We start from the raw sequence: 17,634 nt of genomic DNA on the forward strand, positions 1-17,634 counted from the left end.
GCCGAGCCGGATCGCTTCAGCGATTCGAAGCCAAGCGCGCGGGTGCGCGCGCCCGGCGTCTGAGGGCATCAAAATATGCTTGGTGTCTTCCTGCAGCTTTGCGCCCTCATGATCTTCGTCATGATGGACACGCTGCTGAAGGTGATGGCGGCGGAATTTCCCGTGCTCCAGATCATCTGGGCGCGCTTCCTCTTCTCTTCGCTCACCGTCGCCATCGCGCTGCGCATCGCCATGGGGCGCTTGCCCTGGCGCTCCCGCGCGCCGGGGCTGCAGGCGCTGCGCTCGCTGCTGCTGGGCGCGTGCAGCGTGCTCTTCACCGCCGCGCTGGCGCGCATCCCGCTGGCCGATGCGACCGCGGTGGGCTTCGCCTCGCCGCTCATCACCGTGGCGCTGGCCGCGCTGCTGCTGGGGGAGAAGGTCAGCCTCCGGCGCTGGTGCGGCGTGGCGCTGGGCTTTGCGGGTGTCCTGGTGGCGCTCAGGCCGCCCTTCCTGACGGGCGCGCCGCTGCACTGGGCCTATCTGCTGCCGCTCGGCACCGCCATCATGTTCGCCTTCTACCAGATCCTCACCCGGCGCCTGGCCGCGCTGGACGACAGCCGCGTCACCATCTTCCACACCGGCCTCGCCGCCGCCCTGGCCACCAGCCTGGCGCAGCCCTTCGTCTTCGTGGCGCCCGCCGCACTGGACTGGGGCATCCTGGTCGCGGTGGGGGTGCTGGGGGCGCTGAGCCATGGGCTGCTGGTGCTGGCCTATGCCCGGGCGCCGGCCAGCCTGCTGGCGCCGCTCTCCTACACGCAGCTGGTCTGGGCGAGCCTCGCCGGCATCCTGGTCTTTGGCGACTGGCCGGACGCGATCACCCTGCTGGGCGCGGTCATCATCGCCGCCGGCGGCGTGCTGACCGCCCTGCCGCAACGGGCCCGGGCCGCCCCGCCGTGACCTCCTGGCGCAAGCGGGCCATGCCGCCCATGCAACGTGATTCCCACAATGCCGCTTGCACGCCCCCCAAGGCCGCGCTAACCCCTGAGCCCGATCGAACAGGGGATCGTCACATTCCAACCTTTGGGCTTTCCGAGGGCGAGCGCGCCCATCCCCGTGCCGCGCTCGACGCTGCCTCGGTCCGCAACGCCTATCGGCGCTGGGCGGGCGTCTATGACCTGGTCTTCGGCGGCGTCTCGGCCTTCGGCCGACGCTCGGCCGTGGCCGCCGTCAACCGCATCTCGCAGACCGCGGGCCGCCGCATCCTGGAGGTGGGCGTGGGCACCGGCCTCGCCCTGCCGCATTACCGGCCGGACCTGGACGTGGTGGGCATCGACCTCTCGCGCGAGATGCTCCTGAAAGCGCAGGAGCGCGTGGCGGCCGAGCGGATCACCGCCTGCCACGGCCTCCTCGAGATGGACGCCGAGAACACCGCCTTCGCCGATGACAGCTTCGACATCGCGGTGGCGATGTTCACCGCCTCCGTCGTGCCGGATGCGCGCAAGCTCTACGCCGAGATGTCGCGCGTGGTGCGCCCGGGCGGCCACCTGCTCTTCGTCAACCATTTCGCGGCGGATGACGGCTTCCGCTGGTGGCTGGAGCGGACCACGGCGCCGCTGGCCCGCATCCTGGGCTGGCACCCGGACTTCAAGCTCAGCGACCTGCTGGGCGAGGGCGAGGCCGAGATCGAGCGCATGGAAGCCTGCCCGCCGCTCGCGCTCTTCACGCTGGTCGAAGTGAAGAACTGACATCGGCGAACGAGAATACGCCCAGGCTAGAGGGCGCAATAACGAAGTTTGCGAGCCGAACAGGCGAGCCGGAACGCTTCAGCGTTCCGAAGCCAAGCCGGCGCAGCCGGCGCCCGGCGTTTGAGGGCGAGAAAACCCCGCCTGACAAGGCGGGCAAGTTGCGCCACATGAGGGGGTGATGACCCCTTCCGAACAACGCCCGGTCCCTTGGCAACGCCTGATCCTGCCGAGCTTCCTGGCCCTGCCCGTGCTCGCCCTGCTGCTCGGCCTCGGCACCTGGCAATTGCAGCGCCTCGCCTGGAAGAACGGCCTGCTGGCCGAGCTCGCCGCCGCCCAGGCGCGCGGCCCGGTCGAGGCCACGGCCAACCCGGCCCCCTTCGCCCATATCACCGCCACCGGCCGCTTCCGCCCGGGCGCCGAGGCCATGCTGGGCCTTGAGGTGCGCGGGCCGGTGCTGGGCGGCAGCCTCGTTACCGTGCTGGACCGGCCGGGCCAGCCGCCCTTGCTGGTGGAGCGCGGCTGGGCGCCGCTGGAGGGGGGCGACCAGATCCAGCGCCCGGGCGGTGACGTGACAGTCAGCGGCTATGCCCGCTATGCCGACCGCCGCAGCCTCTTCGCCGCGAAGGACGACCCGGCCAATCGCCGCTTCTACAGCTTCGACCCGCGCGCGCTGGCCGCGGCGCTGGGCGCGCCGGACGCGCCCCCCTATGCGCTGACGGTGGTGGTGCCGGGTGCCGCGCCCCTGCCCTCCGGCCTCGGCAGCGCGCCAGCGCCGCAGCGCGGGCCGGTGCCCGATGCCGCGCATGGCTTCCCTTCCCCCGGCAACCCGCATCTGGGCTATGCCGTGACATGGTTCGGCCTCGCCCTGGCCTGGATCGCCATCTTCCTCCTCTGGGCCCGACGACGGATCCGCGACGCATGAGCCACCCCGCCTATCTCCGCCTGACGCAGCGCGCCGCCCGGCTGGGCGCCCTGGGGGAAGCCGCCGCCATCCTGCATTGGGATGCGAGCACCATGATGCCGCGCGGCGGGGGTGCCGCGCGGGGCGAGCAACTGGCCACCCTGGCCGGCCTCGCGCATGACATGATGACCGCGCCCGAGGTGGCCGACGACCTGCAGGCCGCCGAGGCGAGCGGCGAATGGGAGGCGGCGAACCTCGCCCTCATGCGCCGCGCCCATGCCCGCGCGACCGCGCTGCCCACCGCCCTGGTCGAGGCCACGGCGCGCGCCAATTCCGCCTGCGAGAAGATCTGGCGCGAGGCCAAGGCGAAATCCGACTTCGCCATGGTCCGCCCTGCCTTGGAGGAGGTGCTGCGCCTGCAGCGCGAGACCGCCCAGGCGCTCTCCGCCGCCACCGGCCTCGCCCCCTATGACGCGCTGATGGAAAGCTACCAGCGCGGCGTGACCGCGGCCGAGGTGGAGCCCGTGTTCAACGCCTATGAAGCCTGGCTGCGCGAGGCGCTGCCCCGCGCCGAGGAGATCCAGGCCCGGCGCGGCGCGGCCGTCCCGCTCCCCGGCCCCTTCCCGGTGGAGAAGCAGCGCGAGCTGTGCCGCAGCCTCTCGCTGCGCCTGGGCCTCGAGGCCGATCACTCGCGGCTGGATGAGAGCGTGCACCCCTTCTGCGGCGGCACGCCCACCGATGTGCGGATCACCACCTTCTACAGCGCCAACGACCCCGCCAAGGCGCTGCTCGGCGTGCTGCACGAGACCGGCCATGCCCTCTATGAGCGCGGCCTGCCCGCGGGTTTCGCCCGCCAACCCGTGGGGGAATCCGCCGGCATGGCGGCGCATGAATCGCAGAGCCTCATCATCGAGATGCAAGCCTGCCGCAGCGACGCCTTCCTGAGCTTCCTGGGGCCCGAGCTGCACCGCCTCTACGGCGGCGACCCCGCGCCCTATGCGCCGGCCAACCTCGCCAGGCTCTGGCGCCGCGTCTCGCGCGGCTTCATCCGCGTGGATGCGGATGAGCTGACCTATCCCGCCCATGTGATCCTGCGCTTCCGGCTGGAGCGCGCGATGATCGAGGGGCGGCTCGCCATCGCCGACCTCCCGGGCGCCTGGGCCGAGGGGCTGCGATCCCTGCTCGGCATCACGCCGCCGGATGATGCGCGCGGCTGCCTGCAGGACATCCATTGGCATGATGGCGGCTTCGGCTATTTCCCCAGCTATACGCTGGGCGCCATGGCCGCCGCGCAGCTCATGAAGGCGGCGCGCGCCGCCACGCCCGGGCTGGATGCGGCGCTGGCTGAGGGGGATCTCGCGCCGCTGGTAGGCTGGCTGCGGGTGAATGTGCATGCGCATGGCGCCAGCCTCGGCTTCCAGGACCTGTTGCGCGCCGCCACCGGAAAGCCGCTCGATCCGATGGATTTCCAGGCTCATCTCGCCGCGCGCTACCTCGACGGGGCGCCCGCCTGATGCCGCATGAGACGGGGCTGATCGCCACCATCGCGCTGGGCCTGACCTTCGCGCTCTTCCTGGGCCTGGCCGCCCGCGCGGTGCGGCTGCCGACCATCGTGGGCTATCTCGCGGCCGGCATCGTCATCGGGCCGGCCACGCCAGGCTTCGTGGCCGATCTGGAAGCGGCGCAGCAGCTCGCCGAGATCGGCGTGATTTTGCTCATGTTCGGCGTGGGGCTTCATTTCTCACCGCGCGAACTGGCCGATGCGCGGGGTGTCGCCGTGCCCGGCGCGCTGCTCCAGATGGCCTGCGCCACGCTGATGGGCTGGGGGCTGGCGCGCCTGATGGGCTGGAGCGATGCGGCGGGGATCATCTTCGGCTTCTGCCTTTCCGTCGCCTCCACCGTCGTGCTGCTGCGCGCGCTGACCGAGCGCGGCGAACTCGCCACCACCCAGGGCCACACCGCGGTGGGCTGGCTGGTGGTGGAGGACATGGCGATGGTGGTCGCGCTGGTGCTGGTGCCGGTTCTGGCCGCCGTCACGCAGGACCGGCCGGCGGCGGGCCTCGTCATCGGCATGGGTGGCGCGGAGGGTGTCGCGCTCATGCTGCTGATCACGCTCGGCAAGGTCGCGATCTTCGTGGCGCTGATGCTGGTGGTGGGGGCGCGCGTGCTGCCCTGGGCGCTTTCCTGGGTGGGGCGGCTGCGCTCGCGCGAGCTGTTCTCGCTGGCCGCGCTCGTCACCGCGCTGGGCATCGCCTACCTCGCCTATGTGCTGTTCGGCGTCTCCTTCGCGCTGGGCGCCTTCCTGGCGGGGCTGGTGCTGGGGCAGTCGGCGCTCTCGCAGAAAGCGGCGGAACAGACGCTGCCGCTGCGCGATGCCTTCGCCGTGCTGTTCTTCGTCGCCGTCGGCATGCTGTTCGACCCGCTGATCGTCCTGCACCAGCCGCTCGCGCTGCTGGGCACGGTGCTGGTGGTGCTGATCGGCAAGACCGTCGCGGCCTATGGCATCGCGCGGCTGCGCGGGCTGGAGACCAAGGCCGCGCTCTCCATCGCCGCCGCGCTGGCCCAGGTGGGGGAGTTCAGCTTCATCCTGGCCGGGCTGGCGGTGACGGAGGGCGTGCTTCCCGAGGCGGGGCGGGACCTGATCCTGGCCGCCGCGATCATCTCGATCGCGGTCAATCCCTTCATGTTCCGCGTGGCGGATTGGATCGGCAGGCGCGCCTGATCGCCTTCGGTGTTTCACCGAAGGCGTGAATCAGCCGCGCAGCATGCCTAATAGGCCCGCCCCGCCGCCATGGCGGGCGCCGCGCCGGCCCGTGCCTCGGCGACGGCGTCGCGCAGATCCGCGAGGTACTCCTCGGCCACCTCGGCATGCAGCGGGTTCAGGTGCAGGTGGATGCCATCCGGCTCCTGCTGGCGGCTGACCAGCCAGCCGCGCGCATCCAGCGCGGTCGCGACGCGGCCGATCTCCAGCGCCGGGTCCGTGCTGCGATAGACCAGGATGGCGTGGTTGCCGGGCAGCACCTCGAGCCCCGGCAGCGCCACCACGCCGGCGGCGATGGTGGCGCGCGCCTGCATGATCCGCCGCGCGCAGTCGAGATAGCCCGCCTGGCCCAGATGGTTCATCACCGCCCAGGCCGCCGCCACGGCACCCCCCGGGCGCGTGCCCTGCGCGGTGTGCGCCACATACATCCCGCGCGCCCAGGCCTTGCTCTCGAAGCGGTGATGCGCCTTCAGCGCCGCATCGCGCAGCAGCAGCAGCGAGGCCCCTTTCGGCGCCATCCCGTGCTTGTGGATGTCGGCGCTGATGGAGGTGACGCCGGGCACGCTGAAATCCCAGGCCGGCAGCGGGACGCCCAGGCGTGACAGGAAGGGCGAGAGGAAGCCGCCGACGCAGGCATCCACATGCAGCCAGACGCCGCGCTCCGTCGCCAGCGCGCCGAGTTCCGCGATGCGGTCAATGCCACCGAAGGGGTAGTTGGGCGCGGAGCCGACCAGCGCCACCGTGTTCGCATCCATCGCCGCCGCCATGGCCGCCACGTCGCTCCGGCGGTCGGCCGCGACGGGCACGCGCCGCACCTCCATCCCGAGATACCAGGCCGCGCGGTCGAAGGTGAGGTGCGCGGTGTCGGGGATCACGATGTTCGCCTGGGCCACGCGCGCCTTTTCGCGCGCGGCCAGCATCGCCAGGAAGATGCTTTCGCTGCCGCCGGAGGTGAAGGTGCCGCCGGCACCCTCCGGCGCCTGCATGAGCGAGAGGCCCATCTGCACCACCTCGCCCTCCAGCCGCGCGAGGGAAGGGAAGGCCCGCTGGCCGAGATTGTTCTCGGTCCAGAAGGTCATGTAGGCCTCCTGCTGGATGCGCTCCAGCGCCTCATCCAGGTAGTAGAAGAAGACCGCCATGCGGCCGCGCTTCCAGGAATAGTCGCGCGCCTTGGCCTCCAGCAGGGCCTGCTTCAGGGCGGGCCAATCCTGGCCTTGCTCGGGAATTGCGATCATGATTTTCCTCGGACGGCGTTTGGGTCATCTGAACACGCCGTCATAAAAGGGGGAAGCGAGATGCAGCTGGGCATGGTGGGCCTCGGCCGGATGGGCGGGAACATCCTGCGCCGCGTGATGCAGGCGGGGCATGAGGGTGTCGCCTTCGACCGCGACGATGCGGCCGTCGCGACCCTGGTGGCCGAGGGTGCCGCGGGCGCCACCAGCCTGAAGGAACTGGTCGGCCTGCTGCGCGCGCCGCGCACCGTCTGGGTCATGCTGCCGGCGGGCGAGATCACCGAGGCCGCGCTGACGGAGCTGCACGGCCTGCTGAGCCCGGGCGACACCATCATCGAGGGCGGCAATTCCTTCTGGAAGGATTCCGCCCGCCGTGGGGCCGAAGCCGAAGCGCGCGGCCTGCATTACCTCGACATCGGCACCTCGGGCGGCGTCTGGGGCCTGAAACGCGGCTATTGCCTGATGATCGGCGGCCCGGCCGAGGTGGTGCAGCGGCTGGACCCGATCCTTGCCGCGCTGGTCCCCGGCGCGGGCACCGCGCTGCCGACCGAAGGGCGCGAGGCGCGCGACCCCCGCCCCGCCCAGGGCTATGTGCATTGCGGGCCGAATGGCGCGGGGCACTACGCCAAGATGGTCCATAACGGGATCGAATACGGGATGATGCAGGCCATGGCCGAGGGGCTCGATTTGATGCGCGCCGCGCCCTTCGATCTCGACCTGCCCGACATCACCGAGGCCTGGCGGCGGGGTTCCGTCGTCTCCTCCTGGCTGTTGGACCTGACGGCCCAGGCGCTGGCCTATGACCCGGACCTCGCCGAATACAGCGGCCATGTGAGCGACAGCGGCGAGGGGCGCTGGACGGTGGACACGGCGGTGGAGCAGGCGGTGCCTGTGCCCGTGCTGGCGGCGGCGCTCTTCGCGCGCTTCCGCTCGCGGCAGGAGGCGAGCTTCGCGGACAAGGCCTTGAGCGCGATGCGGAAGGGCTTCGGCGGGCATCTGGAGCCAAAGAAGGGATGACCCTGCACCTCCTCGTCATGGGCGTCTCGGGTTCAGGCAAATCCACCATCGGCGCGCAGCTGGCGCGCGCCCTGGCGCTGCCCTTCGGCGATGCGGACGCCTTCCACCCCGCCAGCAACGTGCAGAAGATGTCAGCCGGGATTCCGCTGACGGATGAGGATCGCTGGCCCTGGCTCGATGCGCTGGGCGCCTGGCTCGCGGCGCAGAAGGGGGGCGGCGTCATCGCCTGCTCGGCGCTCAAGCGCGCCTATCGGGACCGGCTGCGCGCGGCCGTGCCGGGGCTGCGAATCCTGCATCTCTCGGGCCAGGCCGCGATGATCACGGCGCGCCAGGCCGCGCGCGAGGGGCATTTCATGCCGCCCTCGCTCATGGCGAGCCAATTCGCCACACTGGAACCGCCCGCGCCGGATGAAGCGGCGCTGGTGCTCGACATCACCGCCCCGCCGGAGGTCCTCATCCTCCAGGCGACGGCGCAATTGCGGAGGATCGCTGCATGTTGAGTTACGTCCATGGTGCCTCGGCGACGCCGCTGCTGGGCGAGACGATCGGCGCCAATTTCCGCAACACCGTCGCCCGCTTCCCGGATCGCCTGGCGCTCATCGCGCGGCAGCAGGGCGTGCGCTGGACCTATGCCGAGATGCTGGCCCATGCGGAGAATGTCGCGGCCAATTTCCTCGCCGCCGGGCTCGAGCCGGGCGAGCGTGTCGGCATCTGGTCGCCCAACAACGCCGAATGGGCGCTGACGCAATATGCCACGGCGCTGGCGGGGCTGGTGCTGGTGAACATCAACCCCTCCTACCGCCTGTCGGAGCTGGAATACGCGGTGAACAAGGTGGGCTGCGCCGCCATCGTCACCGCCACGCGCTTCAAGACCAGCGAATATGTGACCATGCTGGACATCCTCGGCGCCGAAAAACTGCCCACGCTGCGCCACCGCTTCCAGATCGGCCCCGAGACGCAGAAGGGCTACCGCAACTTTGCCGAGCTCATGCAGCCCGCGCCCGCGGAAGCACGCGCGAAGCTGCACGCGATCGAGGCGACGCTGCAGATGGATGACCCCATCAACATCCAGTTCACCAGCGGCACCACCGGCGCGCCGAAGGGTGCGACGCTGACGCACCACAACATCCTCAACAACGGCTACTTCGTCGCCGAGGCGCAGCGCATCACGCATGAGGACCGCATCTGCATCCCCGTCCCGCTCTATCACTGCTTCGGGATGGTGATGGGCAATCTCGGCTGCACCACGCATGGCGCCACCATCGTCTATCCGGGCGAGGGCTTCGATCCGCTCGCGACACTGGAAGCGGTGGCGGCGGAGCGCTGCACCTCGCTCTATGGCGTGCCCACCATGTTCATCGCGCAGCTGAACCACCCTGACTTCGCGAAGTTCGATCTGAGCAGCCTGCGCACCGGCATCATGGCGGGCTCGCCCTGCCCCATCGAGGTGATGCGCCGTTGCATCGCCGACATGAACATGGCGGAAGTCACCATCGCCTATGGCATGACGGAAACCAGCCCGGTCAGCTTCCAGTCCTCCACCACGGATTCCGTCGAGCGCCGCGTCTCCACCGTGGGCCGCGTGCAGCCGCATATCGAGGTGAAGATCGTGGATGGCGAAGGCCGCGTCGTGCCGCGCGGCCAGCCGGGCGAGCTCTGCACGCGCGGCTATTCCGTGATGCTCGGCTATTGGGGCGATGAGGCGCGCACCAGGGAAGCCATTGATCCCGCCGGGTGGATGCACACCGGCGACCTCGCGGTGATTGACGAGGAGGGCTTCTGCAACATCGTCGGCCGCATCAAGGACCTGGTGATCCGCGGCGGCGAGAATGTCTATCCGCGCGAGGTGGAGGAGTTCCTCTTCCGCCACCCGAAGGTGGCGGAGGTGCAGGTGATCGGCGTGCCCGATCCGCGCTTCGTGGAAGAAATCTGCGCCTGGATCCGCCTCAAGCCCGGCGAGAGTGCCACGCCGGAGGAGATCCGCGATTTCTGCCAGGGCCAGATCGCGCATTACAAGGTTCCGCGCCACATCCGCTTCGTCGAGGAATTCCCGATGACGGTCACCGGCAAGGTGCAGAAATACCTGATGCGCGAGGCGATGATCGCGGAACTCGGGCTCGCCGAGCAGAAGACGGCGTGAGAGAGGATTGGCGCAGCCTGAACAGGGCGAATTGGGATGAGCGCGTGCCGCTGCATCTCGGCACGGCGATGTATGATCGCGCGCATCTGCGCAACGGGGCCGGCCGGCTGGACGCCATCGCCGAAGCGGGGCTCGGCGATGTGACCGGGCTGCGCGTGGCTCATCTGCAGTGCCACATGGGGGATGATACGCTGTGCCTCGCCCAGCGCGGGGCAGCCGCGGTGGCGGGCCTCGATTTCAGCGCTCCGGCCATCGCCTCCGCGCGGGAATTCGCGGGCGAGCTGGGCCTCACGAATGCCAGCTTCGTGCAGGCGGATGTCTATGATGCACCAGCCGCGCTCGGTGGTGGGCATGACCTCGTCTTCAGCAGTTGGGGGACGATTTGCTGGTTGCCCGATATCGAAGGCTGGGCGCGGGTGATCGCGGAATTGCTGCGCCCCGGTGGCGCCTTCTTCTTTGCCGAGGCACATCCCTTGGCGCTGGTCTTCGACGACGCGGCGCCAGCTGATGCACAGGGTCGGCCGGGCTGGGACGTGCCGTATTTCGGCGCGGGGCCGCTCGAGATCCAGGAGTTGCGCGACTATGCCAATCCGGAAGCCGAGCTGCGCAACAGCCACACCATCCAGTGGCTGCACAGCCTCTCCGCCATTCTCGAAGCCTTGCATGGAGCCGGCCTGCGCCTGGAATGGCTGCGGGAGCATCCTGGTTGCCCCTGGCGCATGTTCCGTTCGCTGGTGCGCGGGCCGGATGGCCTCTGGACCTGGCCCGGCCCCGCCTGGCTGCCGCTCGGCATGAGTTTGCGCGCCGTGAAATCCTGAAGGGAGACATGATGATCAACCGCAGCGGCGGCCGCGCGTGCCGCGAGATCACGCCCGAGGCGGCGGCGGCCCTGGTGAAGTCCGGTGACTGGCTGGACTATGGGGCCACCTTCAACCAGCCCGACGCCTTCGACCGCGCATTGGCCGCACGCAAGGACGCGCTGTACGACGTCAGCATCCGCAACTGCCTCAGCATGCGCCCGCGCGCCACGCTGGAAGCCGACCCCGAGCGCAGGCACTTCGCCTTCTACAACTGGCATTTCTCCGGCTATGACCGGAAGAAGCACGATGCCGGCCTCTGCCACTACATCCCCTGCCATCTGGGCGAGATCCCCGACTACTACCGCCGCTTCATCGAGCGCGTGGACATCGCCATCCTCAAGGCCGCGCCCATGGATGCGGAGGGGTATTTCAACCTCGGCCCCGTCAGCATCTGGCACCCGGCGGTGGTGGAGCGTGCAACGACGCTCATCCTCGAGATCACGCCCGACATGCCGCCCGTGGTAGGCACGCATGTGCGCGTGCATCGCGACCAGGTGGACTACCTGATCCAGGGCGACGACACGCCCATGCCGGAACTGCCCAACGCCGAGGCGAGCGAGGTGGATCGCGCGGTCGCGCGCCTCATCGCCACCGAGATCGAGGATGGCGCCTGCCTCCAGGTCGGCATCGGCGGCATGCCCAATGCGGTGACCACGCTGCTGCTGGAATCCAACGTGAAGGACCTCGGCGTCCATACCGAGATGCTGAATGACGGGCTGATCGAACTCTATCGCGCGGGGCGCGTCAGCGGCGGGCGCAAGGCGACGGACCAGGGCCTCGTCACCTACAGCTTCTGCCTGGGCAGCCGCGCCAGCTACGACACGCTCCGGCACAATGACGACTTCCTGTGCCGCCCGGTGGATGACACCAACATGCCCGACATCATCGCCCGCAATGACCGGGTGGTGGCGATCAACAACACCACCCAGCTCGACCTCCAGGGCCAGGCGGCGTCGGAATCCGATGGGCACCGGCACATCAGCGGCACGGGCGGGCAGTCGCAATTCGTGCGCGGCGCCTATGCGTCGAAGGGCGGGAAATCCTTCATCTGCCTCGCCTCCACCTATGAGCGGCACGGAAGCCGCCGCAGCCGCATCGTGCTGGACCTGACGCCCGGCAACATCGTCACCACGCCGCGCTCGGACCAGATGTTCGTCGTCACCGAATACGGGATGGTGAACCTGAAGGGCCGCTCGGTGCCGGAGCGTGCCAGGGCCATCATCGGCCTCGCGCACCCCGACTACCGGGAGGAGCTGGCGCGCGAGGCGCGGGCGCGGCGGATCGTGCCGGCCCATTTCCTATGAAGGGGGCCGATTGACGCTCAGCCCCGGCGGGCGGAAAAGCGCGCCATCGTTCAGGAGAACCACCATGGCGCTTTCCGCCGAGACCAAGGCCAAGCTCGAGAAGATCACCACCGCGACGCTGACGACGGTGCTGCTGAAGAAGGGTCTGCGCAACGTCTGGATGCGCAAGGCCGCCCCCTTCACGCCGGCCGCGCAGAATGTCCGCCTGGTGGGCGAGGCCTTCACGCTGCGCTTCGTCCCCGCCCGCGAGGACCTCGCCACCCCCGCCTCCTGGTCCAGCCCGATCAGCACGCGCGCGGCCATCGAGGCGATGCCCGAGGGCGTGATCGCCGTCGCCGACGCCATGGGTGTCAGCGATGCCGGCATCTTCGGCGACATCCTCTGCGCGCGGCTGGCCAAGCGCGGCGTGACGGCGCTGGTCACCGATGGCGCGGTGCGTGACGTGGCGGGCGTGAACGGCACGGGCCTGCCGGTCTGGTGCGCCGGCGGCGCGGCGCCCCCCTCCGTCGCCGGCCTCACCTTCGTCTCCTGGCAGGAGCCGATCGGCTGCGGCGGCGTCGCCGTCTTCCCCGGCGATGTCGTGGTCTGCGACGCCGATGGCTGCGTGCTCATCCCGAAGGACATGGTGGACGCCGTGACCGAGGAGAGCGTGGAGCAGGAGCGCCTGGAAGGCTGGATCATGAAGCAGGTGGATGCCGGCATGGCGCTGCCTGGCCTCTACCCGGCCAATGCCGAGAACAAGGCGCGCTACGAGGCCGACAAGGCCGCCGGCCGCGCCTGAGACGGGCAGGACGCGGGCCCGGCGGGGGCCCGCGTCACCCCCCCTGTTTGGGGGTCTTGCGGAGCGGTGCCGCCGTTTTACAGTCGCGTTGCAACCCCGTCAGGAACGGACTTTGTGATGCGCTTCCTTCTGGCCCCCGCCCTGCTCGCCACCGGCCTCCTGCTCGGGGCCTGCACGCCCGATGCGCGCCAGCCCGTCACCACGGGGTCGGCCGTGTGCGACACGAGCATGCGCTTCGTGAACAACTCCTCCAACACGGTGCTGAGCCTCTACTACAGTCCCTCCTCCACCAGCGGCTGGGGGCCGGACCGGCTGGGCGCGAATGTGATGCGCCCGGGGCAGACCTCCGCGGTGCGCCTCGCCAATCCGGGGAATTATGATTTCCGCGTGGTCTGGGACAATGGGCGCTCGGCCGAGGTCCGGCAGGTGAATGTGTGCCGCGCGGCGCGGATCACCGTCACCAATGCGGGGCTGCGCGTCAGCTGAGCAAGCCGCAAGGCCTTGCCGGTCCAGCGTGAATCATCTCAAATCGCGAGACGATTCACGAATGGAAATGCCATGTTCTCGCGCGCTGCGCTGCTTGCCCTTACCGCCGCCCTTCCCCTCCTGGCGGTGGCTTCCCCAGCCGCGCAGGCGCAGCGCTGCGACACCAACATCCGTGTCACGAACGAGTCGTCGAGCATCGTGACCGGGATCTACTACAACCCGACCGGCAACCGGAGCTGGGGCACGAACCGGCTCGGCACCGCCGAGGTGTTCCCGCGGCGGAGCGTGCGTTTCCGCCTGGCCAATGAAGTGCCCTATGATTTCCGCATCGTTTGGATCACCTCGGCAACGGACGAGCTGCGCAACGTGGATATCTGCCGGATCAGCGAGGTCGTCATCACGGACCGGGGCATGCGTGTCCGCTGATTTCCCCTTCTGGACGGAAGAGAAGCTCCGCATCCAGGACACCGACCTGAACGGTCATGTGAACAACGCCTCCATCGCGGCGCTGTGCGAGGCCGGGCGCGGCGAAATCATCAGCGCCGTCGCCGGCATCCCGCGCGAACGGCCGCTCGCTTCCGCGCTGCGCCGCGTCACGATCGACTACCTGGCGGAGGTGCATTACCCGGGCGTGGTCCGCATCGGCTGCCGGATCGCGAAGGTGGGCAACACTTCCATCACCATCGCGCAGTCGCTCTTCGAGGGCGGCCGCTGCTTCGCGACGGCCGAGAGTGTGATCGTCTTCACCGACCGCACGACGCGGCGCCCCGCTCCGATGCCGGAGGCGTGGCGCGAAGGATTCGCGCGGCTGGGTTAGACCACGCTGCGGTCACGCCGCATGGTGCAGCCCTGGCTGAGAGGATGATGCAGCGTTGCGGCGACCCCGCCTCAACGCATCATGCCCTAGTATTCCGCGAAGATCCGGTTCAGCTCCGCGCGGTCCTTCGTCACGGTCAGGCCCAGCATCAGCAGGATGCGCGCCTTCTGCGGGTTCAGGTTGTCGGCGTTGAGGAACCCCGCCTCCTGCATCCGCGTCGTGTAGAACATGCGGCCCGAACCCGCGCGCGTGCTGGCGGCGATGGGCGTGCCGGCGGCCATCGCGGCCGTCATCGCCTCACCCAGGGCCGGAGTCACGAAGCTCGGCGCGAAGCCGGCGGAGACGAGGCCCTGCGCGCCGGCGGCGATGAAGGCCTCGACGGCCGCGCCATCGGCGCCGGCGTAGCAATAGACGATGTCCACGCGCGGCAGGGTGGCCAGGCCGCGCACATCGAACTCCGTCTCGCGGCCGAGCTTGCGCAGCGGGCGGCGATACCAGGCGATGGCATCGGCATCGGCGTGGCCGAGGCAGCCGAAATCCGGGCTGCGGAAGGTCTGCAGGCGGGAGGTGCTGGTCTTCGTCACCTCGCGCGCCGCATGGATCTCGTCATTCAGCAGGACCAGCGCGCCGAGGCCGCGCGCCCGCTTGTCACCCGCCACGCGGCAGGCATTGGCGAGGTTCATGCCCGCGTCTGAGGACAGGCCCGAGGAAGGCCGCTGCGCGCCGACCAGCACGACCGGCACCTCCACCTTCACCGTCAGCGAGAGGAAATAGGCCGTCTCCTCCAGCGTCGCGGTGCCATGGGTGATCACGATGCCGTCGAGGTTCGGGATCTCGGCCACCACCTGGTCGCAGAGGCGCACCAGTTCCAGCCATTCCTTGGGGCCGAGCGCGGTGGAGGGCACGGCCGCGTATTTCACCGCGACCACCTCGGCCACCTCATGCACCTGCGGCCAATAGGCCAGCAGCTGCTCGGCATCCATCACCTTGCCCAGCGTCGCGTAGTCCGCGATGTCGAAGGGCCCGCGGCCGAGCGAGCCGATGGTGCCGCCGGTGCCGATCAGCGCGATTTTGGGCTTGGTCACTTGGCGGGCTTCCTCTCGATGATGGAGGTGGTGAGGCGGGAGACGCAGAACAGCTCGCCATCGTCGCGGCGCAGCTCGATGTTCCAGACATGCACGCTGCGGCCGATCCGCACCGGCGTGCAGAGGCCGAAGGCGCGGCCGCCCTTGGGCAGCGGGCGCAGGTGGTTGGCGTTGATCTCGAGGCCGACGGCCATGAAGCCCGGCTCGCAGGCCATCATGGAGGCGACGCTGCCCAGCGTCTCGGCCAGCACGACGGAGACGCCGCCATGGATGATGCCGAAGGGCTGCACATGGCGCTCATCCACCGGCATCTCGCCGCGCAGGAAGTCCGGGCCGATCTCGGTGATGCGGATGTCGAGCAGGCCGTTGACCGAGCCATGGGCGCGGCTGTGGATTTCCTCGGGCGTGGTGTGCTGGCGCCAGATGCTCAATCTTCCGTCCTTTCCGCTTCGGCCCCGCTGCGCGCCTGGCGCGCGTGCCGCTGGTCGGCCAGGCCGGCGCTGCGGATGTCGCGACGCAGGACGAAGCCGAAATTCACCAGCATGATGCCGGCCCACAACAGCGAAAGGCAATCCAGCACGGACAGGCCGATGCCGGGCACCACCGCCAGGAAGACCCCCGGCAGCAGGTAGAGGAGCACGGCGAGTCCCATGAAGCAGACGCGCAGTTCGGTCGTGCCCACCGCGTCCAGCGCCAGGCTGTGCACGCCGCTGATCAGCATGCGCGCGAGCGCGAGGTTGCTCAGCAGCATGTAGAGCGAGAGCAGGATGAAGGGGATGGGCAGCGAGACGAGGCCGGAGGCGGCGAAGCCCAGCGCCACCAGCGTATAGGCGATGAGGTCCACGCCATTGTCGAGGACGAAGCCCTGCACCTTCCGCTCGATCCGGCGGTGGCGGGCTACCTTGCCGTCCAGCGAATCCCCCAGCCAGTTCAGCCCGAAGCCGAGGAAGACGAGGAAGACCGAGAACAGGCTGGACAGGCCGAGCGCGAATCCCACCGCGACCAGGACGGCGCCGAAGATGCCGAGGCCGGTGAGGGTGTCGGGCCCGATGCTGGCCGGCACGCGATGCACCATCGCGTCGAGCAGGCGCGCCTCAGGCTTGGCAAGCCAGCCGCCATTCACGCGACGGGGAATCACGACCGATCGAGGATCGTCGTGACAGCGTCGAGGGCGGTGTCGATCTGGGCACGCTCATGCGCCGCCGAGAGGAAGAAGCGCAGCCGCGAGGTGCCCTTGGGCACGCCGGGGGAGGTGACGGGGAAACTGTAGACCCCCATCCGCTCCAGCTCCTGCGCCATGGCGAAGGTGCGGATATCGGTGCCGAGGATGATGGGGGTCACGCCAAAGCCCCAGCTCGGCCCCACATCCAGGCCGCGGGCGCGGGCGCCAGCAACGAAATAGGCGCCATTGGCCTGCAGCGCGGCCACGCGCTCCGGCTCGCGCCGCATGATCTCGAGCGCCTTGAGCGAGGCGGCGGCGACCGGGGCGGGCATGCCCACGCTGTAGACCATGCCGGGGGCGCGGGCCTTGAGGATGTCGATCAGCACCTGGCTGCCGCAGACATACCCGCCGCAGCCGACGAGCGCCTTCGAGAGCGTGCCGAACCAGATGTCCACCCGGTTCGGATCAATGCCGCTGTGCTCGGCGATGCCGCGCCCGGTGGCGCCGATCACGCCCAGCGAATGCGCCTCATCCACCATCAGCCAGGCCTGGAAGCGCTCCTTGATCTCGACGAGGCGGAACATGTCCGGCCCGTCGCCATCCATGGAGAAGAGGCCCTCGGTCACGATCAGCACGCGCTCGAAGAGGTGGCGCGTCAGCGTCAGGTAGTTCTCGAGGTCATCCAGGTCATTGTGGCGGAAGGATTTGCGCTGGCAGCGCGCACCCTGGGCACCGACCACCACGCAATTGTGGATCAGCGCGTCATGGATGATGAGGTCCTTGGGGCCGAGGATCGTCTCGATGACGGAGGCCGCAGTGGCATGGCCGCTGACGAAGAGCGCGCCGGCCTCGGCCTCATAGACCTCGGCCAGGGCGGCTTCGAGGGCGCGATGCACCGGCCGCTCGCCCGAGGTGATGCGGCTGGCCGAGACGCTGGTCCCGTAGCGGCGCGCGGCCTCCTCATGGGCGGCGAGGACTTCCGGGTGGCCGTTCAGCGCCAGGTAGTCATAGCTCGAGAAATTCAGCAATTCCCGCCCGTTGATCGAGGTCCGGGTGGCGGCGCGGCCGTCATGCACGCGGTAATAGGGATTGGTGAAGCCGAGCGCGGGGCCGACCTGCCGCTCCATCAGGATCTCGCGATAGGCGGGCAGGCTCTCGAAGGAGAGATCATGCTTGGGTGCGTCTTGGCGCAGGGCCCGGGCGCGCGGCTGCCGGCGGTCAGCGACCAGATTGGACGGAATCTCGGCGGCAGGGACGGGCGTCGCGGCCTCGCGGCCAAGGCCCGCCACATCCAGTTCCGTCGGAGTCAGCCTCAAATTCATCGGCCCGCCATCTCGTCACACGTGTTTACTATATCGGAGCTG

At 69.6% G+C, this 17,634-nt stretch carries 19 protein-coding genes; 14 read left to right on the top strand and 5 right to left on the bottom strand.

Going from position 1 to position 17,634, the window contains the following annotated elements; genetic code table 11:
• Positions 1-75 precede the first annotated feature (75 nt).
• The 5 genes from R9Z33_RS00905 to R9Z33_RS00925 all read left to right on the top strand — a co-directional run bounded on the left by R9Z33_RS00905 (position 76) and on the right by R9Z33_RS00925 (position 5,347).
• Complete coding sequence (locus R9Z33_RS00905) at positions 76-936, top strand: DMT family transporter (RefSeq protein ID WP_318649415.1); 861 nt, start codon at positions 76-78, stop codon at positions 934-936.
• A gap of 29 nt (positions 937-965) precedes the next feature.
• The gene (locus R9Z33_RS00910; RefSeq protein WP_318649417.1) at positions 966-1,724 is read left to right on the top strand and encodes a class I SAM-dependent methyltransferase; all 759 of its coding nucleotides are present in this window, start codon (positions 966-968) and stop codon (positions 1,722-1,724) included.
• 178 nt (positions 1,725-1,902) lie between these two features.
• Positions 1,903-2,646: an SURF1 family protein gene (locus R9Z33_RS00915; protein ID WP_318649418.1), complete on the top strand. Its 744-nt coding sequence runs from the start codon at positions 1,903-1,905 to the stop codon at positions 2,644-2,646.
• Positions 2,643-4,139 (top strand): carboxypeptidase M32, encoded by a 1,497-nt coding sequence (locus tag R9Z33_RS00920; RefSeq protein ID WP_318649419.1) that lies wholly within the window; start codon positions 2,643-2,645, stop codon positions 4,137-4,139. The genes R9Z33_RS00915 and R9Z33_RS00920 overlap by 4 nt, the downstream gene beginning before the upstream one ends.
• Positions 4,139-5,347: a cation:proton antiporter domain-containing protein gene (locus R9Z33_RS00925; RefSeq protein ID WP_318649420.1), complete on the top strand. Its 1,209-nt coding sequence runs from the start codon at positions 4,139-4,141 to the stop codon at positions 5,345-5,347. The genes R9Z33_RS00920 and R9Z33_RS00925 overlap by 1 nt, the downstream gene beginning before the upstream one ends.
• Before the next feature lie 47 nt (positions 5,348-5,394).
• Here R9Z33_RS00925 and R9Z33_RS00930 read toward each other — a convergent pair whose 3' ends face one another.
• Positions 5,395-6,621 (bottom strand): pyridoxal phosphate-dependent decarboxylase family protein, encoded by a 1,227-nt coding sequence (locus R9Z33_RS00930; RefSeq protein ID WP_318649421.1) that lies wholly within the window; start codon positions 6,619-6,621, stop codon positions 5,395-5,397.
• Between the two features lie 60 nt (positions 6,622-6,681).
• Here R9Z33_RS00930 and gnd point away from each other — a divergent pair, with 60 nt between their 5' ends.
• The 9 genes from gnd (at position 6,682) to R9Z33_RS00975 (ending at position 14,023) form a co-directional block, all read left to right on the top strand.
• Positions 6,682-7,635, top strand: coding sequence for a phosphogluconate dehydrogenase (NAD(+)-dependent, decarboxylating) (gnd, locus tag R9Z33_RS00935; protein WP_318649422.1), 954 nt, complete (start codon positions 6,682-6,684; stop codon positions 7,633-7,635).
• The gene (locus tag R9Z33_RS00940) at positions 7,632-8,135 is read left to right on the top strand and encodes a gluconokinase (RefSeq protein ID WP_318649423.1); all 504 of its coding nucleotides are present in this window, start codon (positions 7,632-7,634) and stop codon (positions 8,133-8,135) included. Before gnd ends, R9Z33_RS00940 begins: the two co-directional genes overlap by 4 nt.
• Positions 8,129-9,775 (top strand): AMP-binding protein, encoded by a 1,647-nt coding sequence (locus tag R9Z33_RS00945; protein ID WP_318649424.1) that lies wholly within the window; start codon positions 8,129-8,131, stop codon positions 9,773-9,775. The genes R9Z33_RS00940 and R9Z33_RS00945 overlap by 7 nt, the downstream gene beginning before the upstream one ends.
• Positions 9,772-10,593, top strand: a complete 822-nt coding sequence (locus tag R9Z33_RS00950) for a class I SAM-dependent methyltransferase (RefSeq protein WP_318649425.1) — start codon at positions 9,772-9,774, stop codon at positions 10,591-10,593. The genes R9Z33_RS00945 and R9Z33_RS00950 overlap by 4 nt, the downstream gene beginning before the upstream one ends.
• Positions 10,594-10,601: 8 nt before the next feature.
• Positions 10,602-11,939, top strand: coding sequence for an acetyl-CoA hydrolase/transferase family protein (locus tag R9Z33_RS00955; RefSeq protein WP_318649426.1), 1,338 nt, complete (start codon positions 10,602-10,604; stop codon positions 11,937-11,939).
• Positions 11,940-12,003: 64 nt separating this feature from the next.
• The gene (locus R9Z33_RS00960) at positions 12,004-12,720 is read left to right on the top strand and encodes a ribonuclease activity regulator RraA (RefSeq protein ID WP_318649427.1); all 717 of its coding nucleotides are present in this window, start codon (positions 12,004-12,006) and stop codon (positions 12,718-12,720) included.
• Between the two features lie 117 nt (positions 12,721-12,837).
• Entirely contained in the window at positions 12,838-13,206 is a 369-nt protein-coding gene (locus R9Z33_RS00965) for a hypothetical protein (RefSeq protein WP_318649428.1), read from the top strand.
• 72 nt (positions 13,207-13,278) lie between these two features.
• Positions 13,279-13,632 (top strand): hypothetical protein, encoded by a 354-nt coding sequence (locus tag R9Z33_RS00970; RefSeq protein WP_318649429.1) that lies wholly within the window; start codon positions 13,279-13,281, stop codon positions 13,630-13,632.
• Positions 13,622-14,023 (top strand): acyl-CoA thioesterase, encoded by a 402-nt coding sequence (locus R9Z33_RS00975; RefSeq protein WP_318649430.1) that lies wholly within the window; start codon positions 13,622-13,624, stop codon positions 14,021-14,023. Before R9Z33_RS00970 ends, R9Z33_RS00975 begins: the two co-directional genes overlap by 11 nt.
• A gap of 86 nt (positions 14,024-14,109) precedes the next feature.
• On the opposite strand, the gene R9Z33_RS00980 is transcribed toward R9Z33_RS00975, so the two are convergent.
• Genes R9Z33_RS00980 through R9Z33_RS00995 form a run of 4 tightly spaced genes read right to left on the bottom strand, consistent with a single transcriptional unit; the run spans position 14,110 to position 17,586 of the window.
• Entirely contained in the window at positions 14,110-15,108 is a 999-nt protein-coding gene (locus R9Z33_RS00980) for an asparaginase (protein ID WP_318649431.1), read from the bottom strand.
• Complete coding sequence (locus R9Z33_RS00985) at positions 15,105-15,539, bottom strand: PaaI family thioesterase (protein ID WP_318649432.1); 435 nt, start codon at positions 15,537-15,539, stop codon at positions 15,105-15,107. Before R9Z33_RS00985 ends, R9Z33_RS00980 begins: the two co-directional genes overlap by 4 nt.
• Positions 15,536-16,246 carry a CDP-alcohol phosphatidyltransferase family protein gene (locus R9Z33_RS00990; RefSeq protein ID WP_318649433.1) on the bottom strand — a complete coding sequence of 237 codons (711 nt, stop codon included), beginning with the start codon at positions 16,244-16,246 and terminating at the stop codon, positions 15,536-15,538. The genes R9Z33_RS00985 and R9Z33_RS00990 overlap by 4 nt, the downstream gene beginning before the upstream one ends.
• Positions 16,243-17,586 carry an aminotransferase class I/II-fold pyridoxal phosphate-dependent enzyme gene (locus R9Z33_RS00995; RefSeq protein ID WP_318649434.1) on the bottom strand — a complete coding sequence of 448 codons (1,344 nt, stop codon included), beginning with the start codon at positions 17,584-17,586 and terminating at the stop codon, positions 16,243-16,245. The genes R9Z33_RS00990 and R9Z33_RS00995 overlap by 4 nt, the downstream gene beginning before the upstream one ends.
• Positions 17,587-17,634 lie beyond the last annotated feature (48 nt).

The organism is Sediminicoccus rosea (assembly GCF_033547095.1).
Lineage (GTDB): Bacteria > Pseudomonadota > Alphaproteobacteria > Acetobacterales > Acetobacteraceae > Roseococcus > Roseococcus rosea.